Origin of the sequence: Ensifer canadensis (genome assembly GCF_017488845.2) — a bacterium.
In the GTDB taxonomy this organism is placed as follows: Bacteria; Pseudomonadota; Alphaproteobacteria; order Rhizobiales; family Rhizobiaceae; genus Ensifer; species Ensifer canadensis.
The window spans coordinates 772,870-788,799 of the sequence record NZ_CP083374.1; the positions used below are offsets into that span (position 1 = coordinate 772,870).

Annotated in this window: 15 protein-coding genes and 1 pseudogene; 5 read left to right on the forward strand and 11 right to left on the reverse strand. The window is 61.1% G+C overall.

Annotation, left to right across the window (positions count from 1 at the left end):
* Positions 1-254: 254 nt before the first annotated feature.
* The 3 genes and pseudogenes from J3R84_RS36975 to J3R84_RS39265 all read left to right on the forward strand — a co-directional run bounded on the left by J3R84_RS36975 (position 255) and on the right by J3R84_RS39265 (position 1,455).
* Entirely contained in the window at positions 255-935 is a 681-nt protein-coding gene (locus J3R84_RS36975) for a hypothetical protein (protein ID WP_207932878.1), read from the forward strand.
* A gap of 117 nt (positions 936-1,052) precedes the next feature.
* Positions 1,053-1,262, forward strand: a pseudogene (locus J3R84_RS36980) (ATP-binding protein); the annotation flags it as partial.
* 34 nt (positions 1,263-1,296) lie between these two features.
* The gene (locus tag J3R84_RS39265; RefSeq protein WP_494338020.1) at positions 1,297-1,455 is read left to right on the forward strand and encodes a hypothetical protein; all 159 of its coding nucleotides are present in this window, start codon (positions 1,297-1,299) and stop codon (positions 1,453-1,455) included.
* Between the two features lies 1 nt (position 1,456).
* Here J3R84_RS39265 and J3R84_RS36985 read toward each other — a convergent pair whose 3' ends face one another.
* The 9 genes from J3R84_RS36985 to J3R84_RS37025 all read right to left on the reverse strand — a co-directional run bounded on the left by J3R84_RS36985 (position 1,457) and on the right by J3R84_RS37025 (position 11,187).
* Positions 1,457-2,221, reverse strand: a complete 765-nt coding sequence (locus tag J3R84_RS36985; RefSeq protein ID WP_082523524.1) for an SDR family NAD(P)-dependent oxidoreductase — start codon at positions 2,219-2,221, stop codon at positions 1,457-1,459.
* Between the two features lie 10 nt (positions 2,222-2,231).
* Positions 2,232-3,938, reverse strand: coding sequence for an SMP-30/gluconolactonase/LRE family protein (locus J3R84_RS36990; RefSeq protein WP_057206685.1), 1,707 nt, complete (start codon positions 3,936-3,938; stop codon positions 2,232-2,234).
* Positions 3,917-4,897 carry an NAD-dependent epimerase/dehydratase family protein gene (locus J3R84_RS36995; protein WP_057206683.1) on the reverse strand — a complete coding sequence of 327 codons (981 nt, stop codon included), beginning with the start codon at positions 4,895-4,897 and terminating at the stop codon, positions 3,917-3,919. Before J3R84_RS36995 ends, J3R84_RS36990 begins: the two co-directional genes overlap by 22 nt.
* The gene (locus J3R84_RS37000; protein ID WP_057206681.1) at positions 4,894-5,982 is read right to left on the reverse strand and encodes an ABC transporter ATP-binding protein; all 1,089 of its coding nucleotides are present in this window, start codon (positions 5,980-5,982) and stop codon (positions 4,894-4,896) included. Before J3R84_RS37000 ends, J3R84_RS36995 begins: the two co-directional genes overlap by 4 nt.
* A 1-nt stretch (position 5,983) precedes the next feature.
* Positions 5,984-6,814, reverse strand: a complete 831-nt coding sequence (locus J3R84_RS37005) for a carbohydrate ABC transporter permease (RefSeq protein ID WP_057206679.1) — start codon at positions 6,812-6,814, stop codon at positions 5,984-5,986.
* 9 nt (positions 6,815-6,823) lie between these two features.
* On the reverse strand, positions 6,824-7,729 hold the full coding sequence (locus J3R84_RS37010) for a carbohydrate ABC transporter permease (protein WP_025430908.1): 906 nt from the start codon (positions 7,727-7,729) through the stop codon (positions 6,824-6,826).
* Between the two features lie 79 nt (positions 7,730-7,808).
* Positions 7,809-9,074, reverse strand: coding sequence for an ABC transporter substrate-binding protein (locus J3R84_RS37015; RefSeq protein ID WP_057207301.1), 1,266 nt, complete (start codon positions 9,072-9,074; stop codon positions 7,809-7,811).
* Positions 9,075-9,100: 26 nt separating this feature from the next.
* Positions 9,101-10,270, reverse strand: coding sequence for a mandelate racemase/muconate lactonizing enzyme family protein (locus J3R84_RS37020; RefSeq protein WP_057206677.1), 1,170 nt, complete (start codon positions 10,268-10,270; stop codon positions 9,101-9,103).
* Entirely contained in the window at positions 10,267-11,187 is a 921-nt protein-coding gene (locus J3R84_RS37025; protein WP_057206676.1) for a dihydrodipicolinate synthase family protein, read from the reverse strand. The genes J3R84_RS37020 and J3R84_RS37025 overlap by 4 nt, the downstream gene beginning before the upstream one ends.
* Before the next feature lie 86 nt (positions 11,188-11,273).
* On the opposite strand from J3R84_RS37025, the gene J3R84_RS37030 reads away from it, so the two are divergent.
* Together J3R84_RS37030 and J3R84_RS37035 are read left to right on the forward strand one after the other, a co-directional pair.
* A complete protein-coding gene (locus J3R84_RS37030; RefSeq protein WP_057206674.1) occupies positions 11,274-12,203 on the forward strand; it encodes a 2-dehydro-3-deoxygalactonokinase in 930 nt (309 codons plus the stop codon).
* A gap of 12 nt (positions 12,204-12,215) precedes the next feature.
* Positions 12,216-13,085, forward strand: coding sequence for an aldose 1-epimerase family protein (locus tag J3R84_RS37035; protein ID WP_057221254.1), 870 nt, complete (start codon positions 12,216-12,218; stop codon positions 13,083-13,085).
* A gap of 245 nt (positions 13,086-13,330) precedes the next feature.
* Here the strand turns inward: J3R84_RS37035 and J3R84_RS37040 are convergent, their stop codons facing one another.
* Positions 13,331-14,629 carry a hypothetical protein gene (locus tag J3R84_RS37040; protein ID WP_156408046.1) on the reverse strand — a complete coding sequence of 433 codons (1,299 nt, stop codon included), beginning with the start codon at positions 14,627-14,629 and terminating at the stop codon, positions 13,331-13,333.
* A 452-nt stretch (positions 14,630-15,081) separates the two neighbouring features.
* A complete protein-coding gene (locus tag J3R84_RS37050) occupies positions 15,082-15,873 on the reverse strand; it encodes a hypothetical protein (protein WP_057207299.1) in 792 nt (263 codons plus the stop codon).
* Positions 15,874-15,930 lie beyond the last annotated feature (57 nt).

Consider the following 15,930-nt stretch of genomic DNA (forward strand, 5'->3'; position numbering starts at 1 on the left):
AAAAAAACATTGGCTTTCCGAAGCGATTAATTGACGGCTCCGACGACCCCGAAAAAAACGTGGCACCGGAGGGGGTTATCTTCGTCCCGGGATATTTGTTCTGTTACGGCCTCAGCAAAACTCCGGCTCTGGATGCGGTGCACGCAACCTATGCTTAGTGGAGGTCACGGAAGGACATGCCTAGCCTCGTTGTTGAGGAGTGAGTTATTGCTCGGCGGCTGGGCAAATACTTGAATCAACATTGGGAGACCAGCATGAAAAAGTATCTTCAAACAGTTGCTATCTGCGCCATCGTTGCGGCGGGTTACACGGCGCCAGCATTCGCTGACGGCGGCAAAATCGGCGGAGCCGGCGAAATTGGCGGCAAAAGCGACGGTGCGAGCGGAACGGGCGCTGATAGCGGCAGCGGCGGTGGTGGAGACAGCGGTAGCGGCGGCGGTGGAGACAACGGCAGCAGCGGCGGTGGAGACGGCGGCAGCGGCGGCAGTGAAGGTGGCGGCGGCAGTGAAAGCGGCGGTGGCAGTGAAAGCGGCGGCGGCACTGAAAGCGGCGGCGGCAGCGAAAGCGGCGGCGGCACTGAAAGCGGCGGCGGCAGCGAAAGCGGCGGCGGCAGTGAAAGCGGCGGCGGCAGCGAAAGCGGCGGCGGCAGCGAAAGCGGCGGCGGCAGCGAAAGCGGCGGCGGCAGCGAAAGCGGCGGCGGCAGCGAAAGCGGCGGCGGCAGCGAAAGCGGCGGCGGCAGCGAAAGCGGCGGCGGCAGCGAAAGCGGCGGCGGCAGCGAAAGCGGCGGCGGCAGCGAAAGCGGCGGCGGCAGCGAAAGCGGCGGCGGCAGCGAAAGCGGCGGCGGCAGCGAAAGCGGCGGCGGCACTGAAAGCGGCGGCGGGAGCGAAGGCGGCGGCGGCACTGAAAGCGGCGGCGTCGTGTCAACCGCGCGTTAAGCGGGACAGTCTGCTGGTAAACAGACCGGCAGAACTCTATCCTGGCAGCGAGGGGCCTTTGCCCCTCGCTTTTTTTTCACAAGCGCCGTCAGTCGGCGAATGTCGGCTCGGCTGGCAATCTCAATTCCCAAGCTGCTCATCATCGACGAGCTTGGCTATCTTCCGTTGAAACTCAATACAACCCATCTGCTCTTCCAGCTCGTGTCCGGCGCTATGAAATGGGTGCCAATGCTCGTCACAGCCATGTCATCACGATCCGTGGCGACAGCTATAGAAAAGCGCCGCAGTGGACTCCTGCAGAGGCCAGCAACGCCTGGCAGAGATTGATCCAGCTCGCTTCAAGCAAAAGAACCTCAGAATGATGCAACGGCTGGTCAGAACATGGCGCATGGAACTGGCTGGGCTAGTCATTCTCGATGGCGGCTGGATAAGGAGTCTGCCCCTATCGTCTGCTTTGGTCGCTCGGCCTCAAACTGGCGGTCTAGGGCCTCGACGTCACCCTAGCCGTAGGGCGCTTTAACTCAATATCCACCGGAAAGAATGAGTGTCTCGCCGGTTACAAAACTGCTCGCCTCAGACGCCAGAAATAGCGCCGCACCAACCATTTCGTCAGGTCGTCCTGCCCGACCCATCCAGTTCAGCTTGCGGACGTAGTCCGCCCACGCTTCAGGATCCGAGTCACGTCTGTCCGCATTCCTGTCGGTATCGATCAAGCCCGGGGCCAGTGTGTTGAGAAGCACACCCCTGCCGGCGTAGTCTCGCGCCAGGCTCTGGACGAGATTGTGTTGAGCCGCCTTCGTGGCGGCGTAGATCGAGACGATCGCCTTTGGCCGTATCTGATTGATGCTACCGACGTTGATGACGCGACCCCAGCCGCGTTCCGCCATTGACGGAAGCACCGCTTGCAGCATGTCGACGGTCGACCGCAAATTTACATCGATCTGCAGATCAAGGTCCTCGGGTTTGACATCCTCAAAGGTGCCATTGATCTGTGCGGACGCGTTGATCACCAAAATGTCGAGGGGACCAGCCGCAGCCTCGGCGCGCTCGATGAGCATGCGTCCAGCCCGTTTGCTAGACAGATCACAGTAAACGGAGACGGCTTGTCCCCCGGCCTCCCGAATGGAACGCTCGACGTCGGCTGCTGCACCTTCCGTTTGTCCATGGACAACGACGCGGGCGCCATAGGCGGCAAACCCTTTTGCGATTGCCGCACCGATGCCGCGGCTGGAACCGGTGACGAGTGCCGTCCGCCCCTTCATCGAGAACATGTCCTGGTATGTCATCAAAGTCCTTTCATCCACCAAAGAGGTTTGCGGGTAAGCCACGCACTCCAGGCGTACATGCGAAAATGCCCCCCGATAGCGGTGCTTCGGTGAGCGTCGAAGCGGGCAGACGCGTGCGGGCGCTCGTTATGAAAAGGGTTGCTAGATCGTCGCCGCCGAAGGCGACACTCGTCGGACGCGGCACTGGCAGGTCCACGACACGATCGATCTTGCCGTCGGGATGGTAGCGCACCACGCGCCATCCGTCCCAAATCGCGCACCAGACGCCGCCCTCAGCGTCGACCGTCAGGCCATCGGGCCGGCCTTCGGATTCCGGGATTCGGGCGAACACCCGGCGATTGCCGATGAGGCCTTCCCCAATGTCGAATTCATACGCGTAGATGATGCCCGGCACTGTATCGACGAAGTAGAAGATCCGGCCGTCGGAGCTCCATGCAAGCCCGTTTGCGACTGTCAATCCGGCCGCGGCCCGGTGAACCTCTCCGCTGCCGGAAATCCGGTAGAGGTTCCCGGTCGGCCGGCTGACATCGAGGCGCATGGAGCCGACCCAAAGCCGCCCGCGCGCGTCGGTCTTTGCGTCGTTCAGGCGGTTTTCCGGCATGCCGGGCTCGGGTTCGGCAAAGAGGGTGAAGGTGCCGCGGTCGAAATCCAGAAACTCCACTCCGTCCTGGGATGCAACGACGAGCCTTCCATCGATAGCAGGCAGCACGGCGCTGACAAGTTTGGAAACGTTGCAGGTCTCGTTCTTGCCGGTCACCGGGTCGAAGCGGTGGACGGCGGGATGAAGAATATCGACCCAGTACAGCCGCTTTTCCCGCTCGATCCAGACGGGTGCCTCGCCCAGCTGAGCGCCCCACGGCAGCACGCAGTGCACAAAACTGGATGTGGACGTCCGCTCTCGCGGCCGCGGGCCCGAACTGATCGCGACAGTTCCGGCCGTTCCGGTGATGCGGCGGGCGGAGGCGATGAGCTCCCGGCCCACCGGGTGAATTCCGGAACTGTCGAGGCGCGAGGCCGGGGCGAGGACGACGAGAGCACCGATGGGTACGCCGTCCCGCCCGGCAATCGGCGCAGCAACGGAATTCACACCGACCAGATGCTCCTCGTAAGAGACGGCATATCCCCGTGCCCGCGTCAGCACCAGATCCGCCTCGAGCGACTGCGCATCGGTTATCGTTTTCGGGGTGAAGCGGTCGTAGGACAGCTGCGCCATCAGGCTGCGTGCAAACGTCGGCTCCTGGAACGCCAGGAGTGCCTTGCCCGCCGCCGAGCAATGGATCGCAACCCTGCGCCCGACTTCGATCAGGACGCCAAGTCCGCCGCTCGACCGCTCCTCCAGATAGACGACGCGCGAACCATCGAGACGGCATAGCGCGACGGTTTCTCCCAGATCGATGGACAGCCGTTGGAGCTCAGGCAGAGCGGCGCTCAACAGGTCGAACTTGTCCCAGACGCGATGGGATAGTTCGAGAAAGCGGTTGCCCAGCAGATAGGCACCGCTTTCATCATCCTGGCGAACCAGGCGATAGACCATCAGGGTTTTGAGCATACGCGCCAGGGTCGGCTTCGGGACGCCGCTCTGCCTTTGCAGATCGGCAAACCGAAGCGGCTTCGTGGCTTCCGCGATGAGGTCGAGCAGGGCGAGGCCCTTGGCGAGCGCTGCAGCGCCCGCCGGTGCCCCGCGATCCTCCAGGCCTACGCTGGCATTTTCTTCCATGCTTCTACCGCCTCATCTAGCATCCGCATGATCGGCCATTGCGGCGCGAAGCCAAGCGTGTCGCATATATGCTGGTTGGAGGTGTGATACCACACACCGGGGCCGGGCAGGTCCACGGTGACGAGTGGCAAACCGGTCCTTTGCGCCATTACCGGTAGAACGTCAGCAAAGTCAACGGGATCGCTGGAGCCGAGGTTGAACGTGCCGCCCGGCGCCTTTTCATGCGTCAACGCTAGTAGAACGCCCTGGGCCATGTCGCGCGTGTCCGTGATGTGCATGCGGAAGGGGCGCCCGTTTTCGTTCCGAGACAGGATCAATGCGGGGCGGCCGGGGTCCGCTGCCCGCAGCACCTCGACCGCCGCCCTGTTGCCGAAACCTTCCTGCTGGCGGATCTTCGGCTGCAGGAAGAAGCGCGGGCCTGAAAAGAAACTCGTCGCATCCAGGAGTTCGGAGGCGTTCTGCGTGTGCGAGAAACGCAGGATCACGGTTTCCATGGACGAGACACGACCCTGAAACCGCACCAGTTCCTCGCCGAGCAGCTTGGTCAGCCCGTAGGGCGACAACGGGTTTGTGCCATTCGCCTCGGTTATCGGCTGGAACTCCGGCTTGTTTTCCGGATAAACCTCGCCGGAACTCGCGAAAACGAACCGGCCGACCTTTTCAGCCACTGCTGCTTCCAGCACAACCCGCGTGCCCTCCACGTTGGCGCGGAACAGCTTCTCCCGGTCATCCGGCAACCACGACATGAAGGCACCGAGGTGCAATACGGCGTCCATGTCCGAGCAAGCGCGGCGCGCCGCTTCTTCGTCGTCGAAGGCTCCGACCACTTCGTCAAAGCCGTCCTGCTCGATGCCGGCGGGTCGCAGATCGAACCCCCTGACGCGATGGCCGGCGGCCAGCAAATCCCGTATGACGAACGATCCGACTCTGCCCGCCGAGCCAGTTACAAGCACTTTCATCTGTCGATTGCCTTTTCAGTTTGTGCGTCAAAGAGGTGGATGTGAGAGGGGTCGAAAGACAGCGAGAGCTCTTCGCCCTCCCGGATCGTGCCGGAATAGGGAACGCGGGCGATCAACCCCTTGCCGCGCTCGTCCTCACGGCCCTGGTGGAAGGCGTACTGGCCTGGTTCGAAGTAGACGTATTTTTCGGATCCCAGGCTTTCGACGAGCACCGGCTTCACCTGGAAGGTGACGCCGCCCTGCCCCAGCGAGAGGTGCTCGGGACGAATGCCGACAATCACCTCCCCGTCAGCGACCCCCGGCCGAGCGGCGAAGGTCTGGCCGAACAGCTCGATGTGTCCGCCCGTGATGCGAGTTCGAAGGAAATTCATGCCCGGGGAGCCGATGAAACTGGCAACGAAGAGATTTATCGGCTTCTGAAACAGCGTATCCGGATCGGCGATCTGCTGGACGAGGCCGTCGCGCATGATGACCACCCGATCCGCCATCGTCATCGCTTCGATCTGGTCATGAGTGACGTAGACGGTGGTGACCCCAATGCGCTTGTGGAGCGCGCTGATTTCGGCGCGGGTGTGAACACGCAGCTTGGCATCGAGGTTCGACAGCGGTTCATCCATCAGAAAGGCGCGGGGTTCGCGCACAATGGCGCGCCCGAGCGCCACACGCTGCCGCTGGCCGCCCGACAGGGCTTTCGGCCGGCGATCAAGCAGATGGTCGACCGCCAGAATTCGGGCTGCCGCCTGCACGCGCTTGTCGATCTCGGTCTTTGCCATGCCGCGCATCTTGAGGCCGAAGCCGATGTTCTGTCCGACGGTCAGATGCGGATAGAGCGCGTAGTTCTGGAAGACCATGGCGATATCGCGGTCGCCCGGTGCGAGATCGGTGACATCCCTGTCGCCGATCAGGATCTTGCCTCCGCTTGCAGCCTCGAGCCCCGCGAGAATCTTGAGCATAGTCGACTTGCCGCAGCCGGACGGGCCGACCAACACAACGAATTCGCCGTCCGTGATCTCGAGCGAGAATTCTTTCAATACGTTGAGCGCGCCGTAGCTCTTGTGCACGCCTTGAATGCTTATTCCAGCCATTTCACTTCTCCGCGCCGGCGGTGAGCCCACCGACTAAGTAACGTTCGAGGAATAGGTAGATGACGACGATGGGCAGGGCCACAAACACGGCGGCGGCCGAGATTTCGTTCCAATCCGTGACGTATTCGCCCTTCATCGTGGTGATGCCGAGATTGGCCGTCCAGTTGCCCTGAGCGTTGGTCAGGAACGTCCGCGCGTAGGCGTAATCCGCCCAGGAAAGAACGAAGGCATAGAGTGCCGTCGCCGCCAGGCCCGGTGTTGCCACGGGAAGCACGACCCGGAACAACGCACCGAGCGGCGAGCAGCCGTCGACCATGGCGGCCTGCTCAAGTTCGCGCGGAATGGTGTCGAAATAGCCTTTCAGCATCCATGTGGTGAAGGGGATGATGAGCGTCGAATGTGCCAGAACCAGCGACCAAAGGCTGCCGATCAGCCCCATCGACCGGAATATCCCGAACAGCGGTATCACAAGAAGCGTTGCAGGCAGCATCTTCGCCGTGAGGATGAACAAGCCGAGGGGCCGGCTGCCCTTCACGCTGAAGCGCGAAAGACTGTAGCCAGCAAAGACCGAGACGATCATCGATAGCGCTACGGAGCCGGCGGCCGCCAGCGTCGAGTTCATCAGCCACAAGAGGATCGGTCGCTCGGAGGCCACCTTGGCGAACGTGCTCCACTGCGGCTCGGCCGGCCAGAAAGACGGGGGCAACGACCGAATTTCGGAAAGCGTCGACAAGGCGGTGACGAAGAGCCAGTAGATCGGAAAAAGCAGAATCCCACAGACGGCGATTACACCGGCATAGAGAGCAAGGGATTGTAGCCCTGTGCGTTTCATGATGGCCCCCTAGTACATTGCTTGCGATTTGCGGCCGAGCATCAATAGGCTGACCACTACGCAAAGGATGAGCGTCACGATGCCGATGGCCGATGCGTAACCCATGTTGAAGAAGCCGAAGGCCTGGTCGTACGTCATGATCGACAGCGTCGTCGTGGACTTCAGGGGTCCGCCATCCGTGAGCACCTTGATGATGGAGAAATCGCGAAACACCCACAGCACGACCAGCACAAGCGTCACGCCCAGTACCGGCATGAGCACGGGGACGGTGATGTAGCGGAAGCGCTGGAAGGCGTTGGCTCCGTCGACCTTCGCGGCATTGTAGAAGTCGTCCGGTATAGACTGAAGACCGGCGAGCGTCATGATCGAGACGAACGGATAGCCCTTCCAGATCATCGTGACGGCGACGACCCAGAAGGCTGCTGTCGGATCAGAGAACCAGTTGATCATGCCGCTGGTCAGGCCGAGCTTGATGAGGAGCCAGTTCATCAGACCGAAGGAGGAATCGAAGATCCAGGAAAAGATGACGACCGCGATGACCTCGGGAACCGCCCAAGGCAAGGCGACGAAGAGCCTCGCAAGGCTGCGTCCCCTGAAGCGATTGTTGACCAGAAGGGCTGTTGCAAGCCCCACGGCAAAGCAGGCGACCGTCACCACGACAACGAGCTTGATCGTCACCCAGCAGGCTGTCCAGAACTCCGGCGATGTGAACAGCTTCTCGTAGTTCTGAAGAGTAAACGGCTTTCGCGGCGCGCTGAGCGTCGCCATCCCGACCTTCTGAAACGACAGATCCAGGGAGACGAACAGGGGATAGATGATAATCAGCGCGACCAGTGCGACGGCCGGCAGCAGTAGCAGATAGCCGAGATAATGCTGACGGCTGGGCCTTGCCAGGTCTAAGAAGCGTAGGCTCATGGCGTTGCTTTCAGGTTGGGAGCGCCAAGCGCCGTCGGGCGCCTGGACGTTCGTGTGTCTCTAGGGCGAGAGGCTCGCGCTAGTTGAGCGCTTCGGCCTTTTCCTGCATCGTCTTCGCAACGACAGCCGGATCGAGATCCTCGATGATCATCCGCTGCGCCTCTTCCTGGACCATCTTCGAAAACTCGTTGAACTGGACCTCGAGGCCCACAGGAATGCGATCGATCCGGTTCTTGGCAGCCGCCCGCTGCGATTCAAGCATGAGTTCGAAGTGTGGCAGCTTGGCTTTCGCCTCTGTCAGATCAGCATTCGGATCCGGCGGCGTCGAGGCGGCCATCGTCGCGAAACTCCCCTGGAATTTGTGCGACGTCGCTATGGCTATGAAGTCCCAGACCAGCTGCTTCTTCTCGTCCGGGATTTCGCTCGGCATCGCCAGGACGTTCGAGGAGCCGCCGAGAGGCGGATCGAAGGGCACACTGGCGAGCTTCAGTTTATCCTTCGCTGTCCCGTCCTGCATGATCTGATAGATCCAGGGGCCGTCGATCTTGAGGGCTATCTTGCCGTCCGCGAAGAGTTTGCGCACCTCGCCGGCGGAAAGGTCGCGCGGTGTCAGGTTTTCCGTCACGACCGTCTTCCAGCGCTTGAGGCCTTCGACCATCTCGGGCGTGTCGATCGTGACGTTGCCTTCGGCATCAGTGAAACGTGCGCCAGTATCGAAGAGGTAGCTCGCCATTTCCGCCAGGTACTGGCCGCTGCCGCCTCTCGTCTCGTGGCCGGTTCCGAACTGGTCGAGAATACCGTCGCCGTTGAGGTCCTTGGTGGTGGCGCGTGCAGCGGCGAGGAACTCTTCGTAGTTCTTCGGTACCGCCACGCCCGCTTGCTTGAGCATGTCTTCGTTGTATCCGAAGATAACGCCGTAATAGAGCATCATGACGCAGACGGTCGTGCCCTGGAACTGGCAGGTGTTCTGCCCGCTCCAGCCGTTCAGATCGAGTCCGGCCTTCTCGATCCAGGGGCCGAGATCCTCCAGCCAGCCGTTGTTCGCGAAGGTCTGGAACTCGAACGAGGCGAGATGGACGATGTCCGGCGGCGTTCCGCCGGCAAACAGGGTTGTCATCGTATCGGCATAGGCATTTCGCTCCACCTTCGTCCATTCGATGGTGTCACCCGGATGCTTCGCCTCCCATTCCTTGATGACCGTGCCCCACCAGTCCCCGATACCCCGTTCGTCTTTCTGCCAGGAGACGAACTTGAGCGTTTCAGCGCCGGCCGTCTGGGGCAGCGCAAATCCGGCCAGCAGGCCCGCAACGGTCGCCGCGGCGATCCGGTCCTTGATCCTCTTCATCATTCCTCCACTCCTCCGTTGTTCATTCACTGCTTCTTCAGAAGCGACAAAGCCTCTCGTGAGAGCTCCACCCCGAGGCCGGCTCCCGTCGGCAGGACGTATTCTCCCGCCACGCAATCCATGTCCGTTTCGAGCAGCCGGCGATTGGGCTCGAAGATCGAATGCTGAAATTCGTGACAATCCACCATTGCAAGCGCAGCACTCGCCTGAAGACTTGCCGCCAGGAAGATGCCGGCGCCGATGGTCGCATGCGGAATAACCTTGATGTGATGGGCCTGGGCGTATTGTCCGATGCGCATGAACTCGGTCACACCCTTGTGCCCCATCTCGGGCTGGACGATTGCCATCGCCCGGACAGCAACTCTCGGCACCATGTCATGGACCGTTCGCCATTCCTCGCCGACGGCGATGGCGCTTGCGACGGCATTTGCCACGCGCGCCAGACCATCAATGTCCTCCGTGCGAACCGGCGCCTCAGCAAACCAGAGGCCATGAGGTTCCATTGCCTTGATCAGCGCGATCGCCTCGCTGGCCGTATGCGTCCAGTGCATGTCGCAGGCGATACGCGCTGATGGCCCCAGCCGCGCTCTCAATGTCTCGATTTCGCGGGCGACGCCGTCGTCGGCCACCGGTGCTGCAAACTTGAAGGACGAAAACCCCTTCTCGCGCCAGTGAAGCGCCAGCTCGGCCCGCTTTTCGCGCGTGTCTTCCGGCAATCCGGAGACATATGCGTCGATGCGCTCGCGGCGCTGGCCGCCGAGCAGTTTGCAGAGCGGCAGTTGCGCGAGCTTGCCCGCCAGATCCCAAAGCGCGATGTCGACGGCCGCCAGCGCATCCAGGTAGAAGCCGCCGGTATAACCGCGCACCCGCATGAGGTCATAGAGGTCATCGTGAATTGCGGCAGCGTCGAAGACATCCCGGCCGATCGTGAAGTCTGCCAGGAGATCGTCGATAATCTCCATCGTCGCCTTCGGGGCGACGAGCCCGTAGGTTTCCCCCCAGCCGACTGCGCCATTCACGGTTTCGATGCGCACCAGGACGCTGCGATCGAAGACGGGATACACCGTCCTGTTGCCCTTGCGCACGAGATAGCCACGTGCGCTCGGCTCCTCTCCGCTGCGCGCCTTTCCAAGGTACGGGCGCTCGCGCGGAATGGTCAGCGTGAAGGTTTCGACAGACTTGACCCGATCGATCATGCGTTTTCTCCCTCGCCGGGACGTCCCAGCCCACATTCCGCATAGGATGCGTCGATGTCTCGAAGAGCAAGTGCGTCGATTTCAGGGGTCGGCGCGCGCACGATGCGGTTGTCGGCGACACCACGCAGCATCAGGATATGCTTGGTCAACCGCATACGGTAGACGGCCTGCAGAACAAGAAGCGGCAGCGAACGGATATAGAGGGCACGGGCTTCGCTTTTCCGGCCGTCGCGGAAAGCGCGATCGAGCGACACATGCAGGTCCGCGATTTCCAGAGCCGGCATGGCCGCACAGGCACCTCGCTCGTATTCGTCGAGAATGTAGCGGGCACCGCCCCCGCCGATGACCCCGCGCAGGTGTTCCGGCGCCTCGGCGAGGATGGCCGTGATTGCCGGACCCGCGGGCAGCGTCTCTTCCTTCACGTAACGCACCGACGGAACCGAGCGGACGACATGAACGACGGCTTCCGGCGAGAGGTCGGATCCGCGTGGCGCCGGGGCATTCTGAAGGATGATCTCAGCGTTCGGCACCTGGGCTGCGACCGCGCCGAGAAATGCCGCGACGGCCTCGGCACCCGCGCCAATCGACTTCGGCGGCTGGATCATCAGCAAATCGATGCCGAGGGCCGCCGCTTGGTGCGCATGGGCGACGACCTCCGCCACGGTGCCCCCGCTTGCGCCGGCGACGACGGGGATCCGGCCGGCGACCTCAGCCACCACGGCTGCCAGGAGGGCTACCCGCTCCTCTGCACTCAGCGCCTCGACCTCGCTTGCGAAGCCCGGAAAGACGACGCCGTCGACACCCCCCTCCAAGGCAAATCGTACAAGCCGACGCATCGCATCGAGATCGACGCCATCATCGGCGAAGGGTGTGGGCAGTACCGGCAATATTCCACTCAGTCGCATCTTTTGGTCCATATTGTGAGACTTATAATTTGCATTGTGGACCTTATGCGGAAATGTTAAGCGGTGTCAATCGGCAATGAAGTAGGAAGGAGTTTGCTGTGAGCGATCGGACATACCGGCACACGGTCGTCCTCGATTGGGGCACGACGGGATTTTCCGCCGCGCTGCTCGACGAGAGCGGCGGCGTTCGCGAGGTGAAGACGGGCGATTTGGGAATTCAATCGGTCCCGAATGGCGAGCATGAAAAGGTTCTGTCCGGTGAGCTGGCAGATTGGCGCGCGCGGTGCGGCGGACTGTCGATCATCGCGTCGGGAATGATCGGTAGTCGCAACGGATGGATCGAGATGCCCTATGTGCCGACACCGGCCAGCGCCGCGGACCTGGCTGCGGCCGCACGGACGATCGAACTGCCGCATGGCGACACACTCACCCTGCTGCCCGGCCTGACCGACCGCACGGCCCATCCCCATTCTGACGTCATGCGAGGCGAGGAGACGCAGCTGGTTGGTTTTGGACTGGAGCGCGACATCGTCGTCGTCCTGCCCGGCACACATACCAAATGGGCGGAGCTGCGCGGCGGCCAAATTCATCGGTTCCGCACCTTCGTCACGAGTGAGGTGTTCAACACGGTCGCCCACCATTCCTTTTTGATGAAAGCGGCAAAGGGAGAGGCGAGCGCGACCGGGCAGGCATTTCTTGATGGCGTGAAGCTCGCGATGGACGACAGCGGCAGGGCCGGCGGACTGCTGACCCGTCTGTTTTCATTGCGCACTGCCTGGCTTGCCGGGGAGCTGGAGCAGCAGGACATGCGCAGCCGCCTCTGGGGACTGGTCGTCGGCTGGGAATTCAGGGAAGCGCGCGAGCAGAACTGGTTTTCCCCCGGCGACCCGATCGCGGTCGTCGGTGATGACCATCTGGTCGATGTCTACGAGGTGGTTGTCGAAGCCTTCGGCGCCAGGCTCGTCTCTGCCGGCCGGGACATGGCCATCAAGGGCGCACAGGCAATCTTTCAACACGCGGCGTCTTGAGGAGTCAGATCAATGGATGACACCGTTACAATCACTTCTGGCGCCATGCGGGCGGAAATCGCGCTCCTCGGCGCGGAACTGCTGTCCTTACGTCTCGGCGGGCATGAGCTATTGTGGGAGGCAGACGCGGCCTCCTGGAGCGGCACGAGCCCGATCCTTTTCCCTGTCATCGGTCGCGTGAACGATGGGGTCGTTCGGATTGCCGGGAAGCCATATCCCATGCCGCCGCACGGTTTCGCCAGACAGGCAAAGTTTACAATCGAGAAACGGGCGTCTGACCAGGTCGTCCTCGTGAGGGCGGAGAATGACGAGAGCCTGCGATCCTATCCATTCCGCTTCGTTCTGAAGGTCACTTATTTCCTGGCGGCTGGAGGTCTTCAGATCACGTTCGACGTGATCAACACGGGAGAAGATGCACTACCATACGCAATCGGGTTCCACCCGGGTTTCCGGTGGCCCTTCGCGCAGGGTGACAAAGACGGCTACAGCCTGGCCCTGCCCACGAGGGAAAAGGTGTCTGGTTCTAGGCTGACCTCGGCCGGCTTGATGGACCCCGCTCGTTACGAGGTCCCCCTAGCAGACGGTCGCCTGGCGCTCACCGAAGAGCTTTTTTATGCTGGGGCCCTGTGCCTGCTCGATCTGGATTGCACATCGGCCTCCTATGTTTCGCCCGTTGGATCATCCATCGAACTTTCCTGGCAAAACTTCTCGCATCTGGCCCTCTGGGCCAAGACCGATGCGCCGTTTCTCTGCATCCAACCCTGGACTGGCTACAGCGACCCGCTCGGATTCGACAAGGACATGTTCGAGAAACCAGCGATGCATTTGCTGGAGCCCGCGGCACAACGGCAGCACGGCATCAGCGTCCAATTTTCATCGTGATCAAGCGGTCCCGAAAGGGCCTTTTGCAACGTCTCAGCGGGGAGGCAGTGACATGGCTGACCGTGCCCTGAATTTCATCGGGGTCGAACATGACGAGTTCGGCGCGATGAATCGGCTGCTGTCGTGACGGTGAAAAGACACTGGGTAGAAGAGATCGTCACAAACTGCATCAAGTTAACGAGGTGAGTGCGCACGGCAACCTTCGCTAGCGTTCATGCCCATAAACGTTCGATCCTCACCAGAACCTAGAGCAACAGCATTTTTTTCAGGATCGAAAGAACATCCTTCAGGGGCAACCGGGTCGCTCCCTCGATGGCGAATGGCAGGAGTGCCGCCGCACCGACCGGTAAAACCGCCTTACGGCTAAGAAGCACTGTCGAAAGCTTTTTCGCCAACTCGTGGTGCTTGGAGGGATCGGCGATGTCTTCCTTTCTCTCCGATCTCTCATCGCAGTGGGCAGCCACATTACGGCCAAGAACCTTGCGTTCGGCAAGCCGCTGATAATGGGTAGCTTGCACGGAGAGCGCGAGAATCGTGGCGGCCTTCAGGTCGGCAAGGGGTTTCCAGAAAGCAGAAAGTGAGTAGGCAAACAATGCAAGCACCAGCACCAGCCATACGGCCATGGTAGCGGTAAGGCTGGCCGCATTGAGGGTTTCCATATCGAAATGCCTGCCGAGGGTTACCGCCACAGGTGCGCTGACACCGAAAATATACATCATATAGGCATTGGGATATTCGGAGATGAAGGCGAGCCCGCCCTGTCCGTCGGGATGTGTTGCGACCAGCTTCAGTTCCAGCCTCGCCAGCTTCCTAAGCAATTGCGACCAGACGAAGTGACGCCACAGCCCACGCAGCATCAGGAACCAGAAAAGAGGCACGCTTACCGCCACGGACCACCAGCCCGCCAAGCTAATGGCACTACCGTTCGGCGCAAGCTCGACGGCCCAGGACGTCAACGGAGCATGATGGAGAAGTGCGCAGTAGAACAGTCCGCCAAAGACCGCCAACGCCACGCATATGATCTCGGCCAATCCGGAATCGCGCTGTTTGAGCGCCACAAGGACCGCCTCCGCGGCGCTCTGCATCGAAACGGGCGCAATGATCGGTGCTCTAAGGAAATGCTGGAGCTTGGTGCGTAGACCGTCTTCGACCTGTCGCTCGGCAAGAACGAACGTCCCGATAGCGACGAAAAAAGTGGCCCAAACGCCGAGATCTCGGAGATAAGCTCCTGCATCGCTGACTGACAGGCTACCGGGCAAAGCCAAAAAGAACGGAATTGCCCAAGCAATCGCGATGAAAAACACCGCACGGCGACCCGCGTTGAGCGCGAGTGTGTGCAGCAGCTTCAACCGACGTTGAAGCTCGTAGAAAGGTCCGCCATGCGACGCGAGGAAATCCCAGGGCGTCTGGTCGGCTTCGGAACCTGTAGCTTGAGAGGATTGCGGATCGTCCGCATAAATATCGCCACGGTTAGTAGCATCTGCGCGCGCGGGCGCTGCTTGTTCCACGTCTTTTGACGTTTTGTTTATCGACGCATGAGGCATAGGCTGTCGTACTCCCGATTTCCTTGCCGAGAGCCCGCTCGACATCAAATGATGGTATGAAGCCATCAGTTCTGCCGCAGGCCGGACTCAGCCCTTTTGCTTGGGCAAGGTCGTGTCATTGAATCTGCGGCCCGCCACAGCACCGAGACCGTTCCACTGACGACCGCGAACCAGCGAAATCCGTGGCGGGGTTGGCTGGCAGACGTTTCGGCCTTGCACAGTTCCGGCGTCGCGTTCCGACGGGATCGAGACCGCGACTTCCGCGAAGGAGAGTTCCTGATTGCGCTCGCGTTTGAACAAGGTTGCCGGATCCCCGGACGGCTGATGCGTCGTCGGCAAAAGTATGTCGACCTGCGTTGTCTTTGGTGTTGATGCCGCCAGAGCGACGGGTTCCATCATCCCGACCGGATGACCGACATGCGTTCTCGCACGCAGACGTCGTTGCGTTGCGACTAGAAATGGAAAACCAACCCCAGCATCGGGCCTTTCTGCACAACGTCATAGTCAAAGCCGCCGGAGCTGTAATCGACACCCATCGCGCGATATCCAGCCACTGCCGAAATGCTATCCTTGATTTGGTAGCCGATGGCACCTGCGACATCCCAATCAAGATCGGCTTGCCCGGCGCCGACATTCCCCCAACCCGTGAGGTAGAATTGATCCGTGAGGAAATACGTTCCACGGAAACCTGCGACGGCGTCGAGCCAGGTAGCGCTGTCTTCGCGGCTTATGCCATCTAGGAGGCCGCCGCTGAAAGATACCTTGGTGCTCGCGTACCAGAGGCGCGCCCCGGCAATCACGTCCAGATGGTCCCGGCCATTCGTCAGCAGGCTGTAGCCGCCTCCAACCAGACCCGAAAACGTCTCGGACGTCACACTGATCTTGTTCGTCAAAACCCTGGCGGGGCTGTGGCCACTTACAGAAAGCTTTGTGTAGATTACGTCGCTGAAAACGCTGAAACGGTCATATCTACCCTCTGCCACGCCCATAAATGCGAAATCCAGATCCTTGAGTATATCGCCGAAGTCGGACTTCAAGCTCGCCGGCGGATGGCCAAACTGCCCGACGGTGCCGTCGATGCCAGCAGCCCAGAAATACGGGCTGGCATTTAACTGCCAGCCAGACGAGGTCTCGCTGCCGGCTTCGGGTTGGAATGGCAGAAACTGCTTATCCGCAGCCTTCGCCGAAAGCGAAAGCGTCAAAACCGATGCGAATGCAGTTGAGCATACTGAAAAAAACTTCATTTTCCCCTCGATAACGGCTTCCGTTTCAGAAAAGGCCGCGCAGCGAATGGCACTCCG

Excerpts from the sequence above, each read along its gene's own strand:
- J3R84_RS36995 (WP_057206683.1), bottom strand. The coding sequence starts at position 4,897 with ATGAAAGTGCTTGTAACTGGCTCGGCGGGCAGAGTCGGATCGTTCGTC.
- J3R84_RS36975 (WP_207932878.1), top strand. The coding sequence starts at position 255 with ATGAAAAAGTATCTTCAAACAGTTGCTATCTGCGCCATCGTTGCGGCG.
- J3R84_RS37025 (WP_057206676.1), bottom strand. The coding sequence starts at position 11,187 with ATGGACCAAAAGATGCGACTGAGTGGAATATTGCCGGTACTGCCCACA.
- J3R84_RS36990 (WP_057206685.1), bottom strand. The coding sequence starts at position 3,938 with ATGGAAGAAAATGCCAGCGTAGGCCTGGAGGATCGCGGGGCACCGGCG.
- J3R84_RS36985 (WP_082523524.1), bottom strand. The coding sequence starts at position 2,221 with ATGACATACCAGGACATGTTCTCGATGAAGGGGCGGACGGCACTCGTC.
- J3R84_RS37010 (WP_025430908.1), bottom strand. The coding sequence starts at position 7,729 with ATGAGCCTACGCTTCTTAGACCTGGCAAGGCCCAGCCGTCAGCATTAT.
- J3R84_RS39265 (WP_494338020.1), top strand. The coding sequence starts at position 1,297 with ATGCAACGGCTGGTCAGAACATGGCGCATGGAACTGGCTGGGCTAGTC.
- J3R84_RS37005 (WP_057206679.1), bottom strand. The coding sequence starts at position 6,814 with ATGAAACGCACAGGGCTACAATCCCTTGCTCTCTATGCCGGTGTAATC.
- J3R84_RS37020 (WP_057206677.1), bottom strand. The coding sequence starts at position 10,270 with ATGATCGATCGGGTCAAGTCTGTCGAAACCTTCACGCTGACCATTCCG.
- J3R84_RS37040 (WP_156408046.1), bottom strand. The coding sequence starts at position 14,629 with ATGCCTCATGCGTCGATAAACAAAACGTCAAAAGACGTGGAACAAGCA.
- J3R84_RS37050 (WP_057207299.1), bottom strand. The coding sequence starts at position 15,873 with ATGAAGTTTTTTTCAGTATGCTCAACTGCATTCGCATCGGTTTTGACG.
- J3R84_RS37000 (WP_057206681.1), bottom strand. The coding sequence starts at position 5,982 with ATGGCTGGAATAAGCATTCAAGGCGTGCACAAGAGCTACGGCGCGCTC.
- J3R84_RS37035 (WP_057221254.1), top strand. The coding sequence starts at position 12,216 with ATGGATGACACCGTTACAATCACTTCTGGCGCCATGCGGGCGGAAATC.
- J3R84_RS37015 (WP_057207301.1), bottom strand. The coding sequence starts at position 9,074 with ATGAAGAGGATCAAGGACCGGATCGCCGCGGCGACCGTTGCGGGCCTG.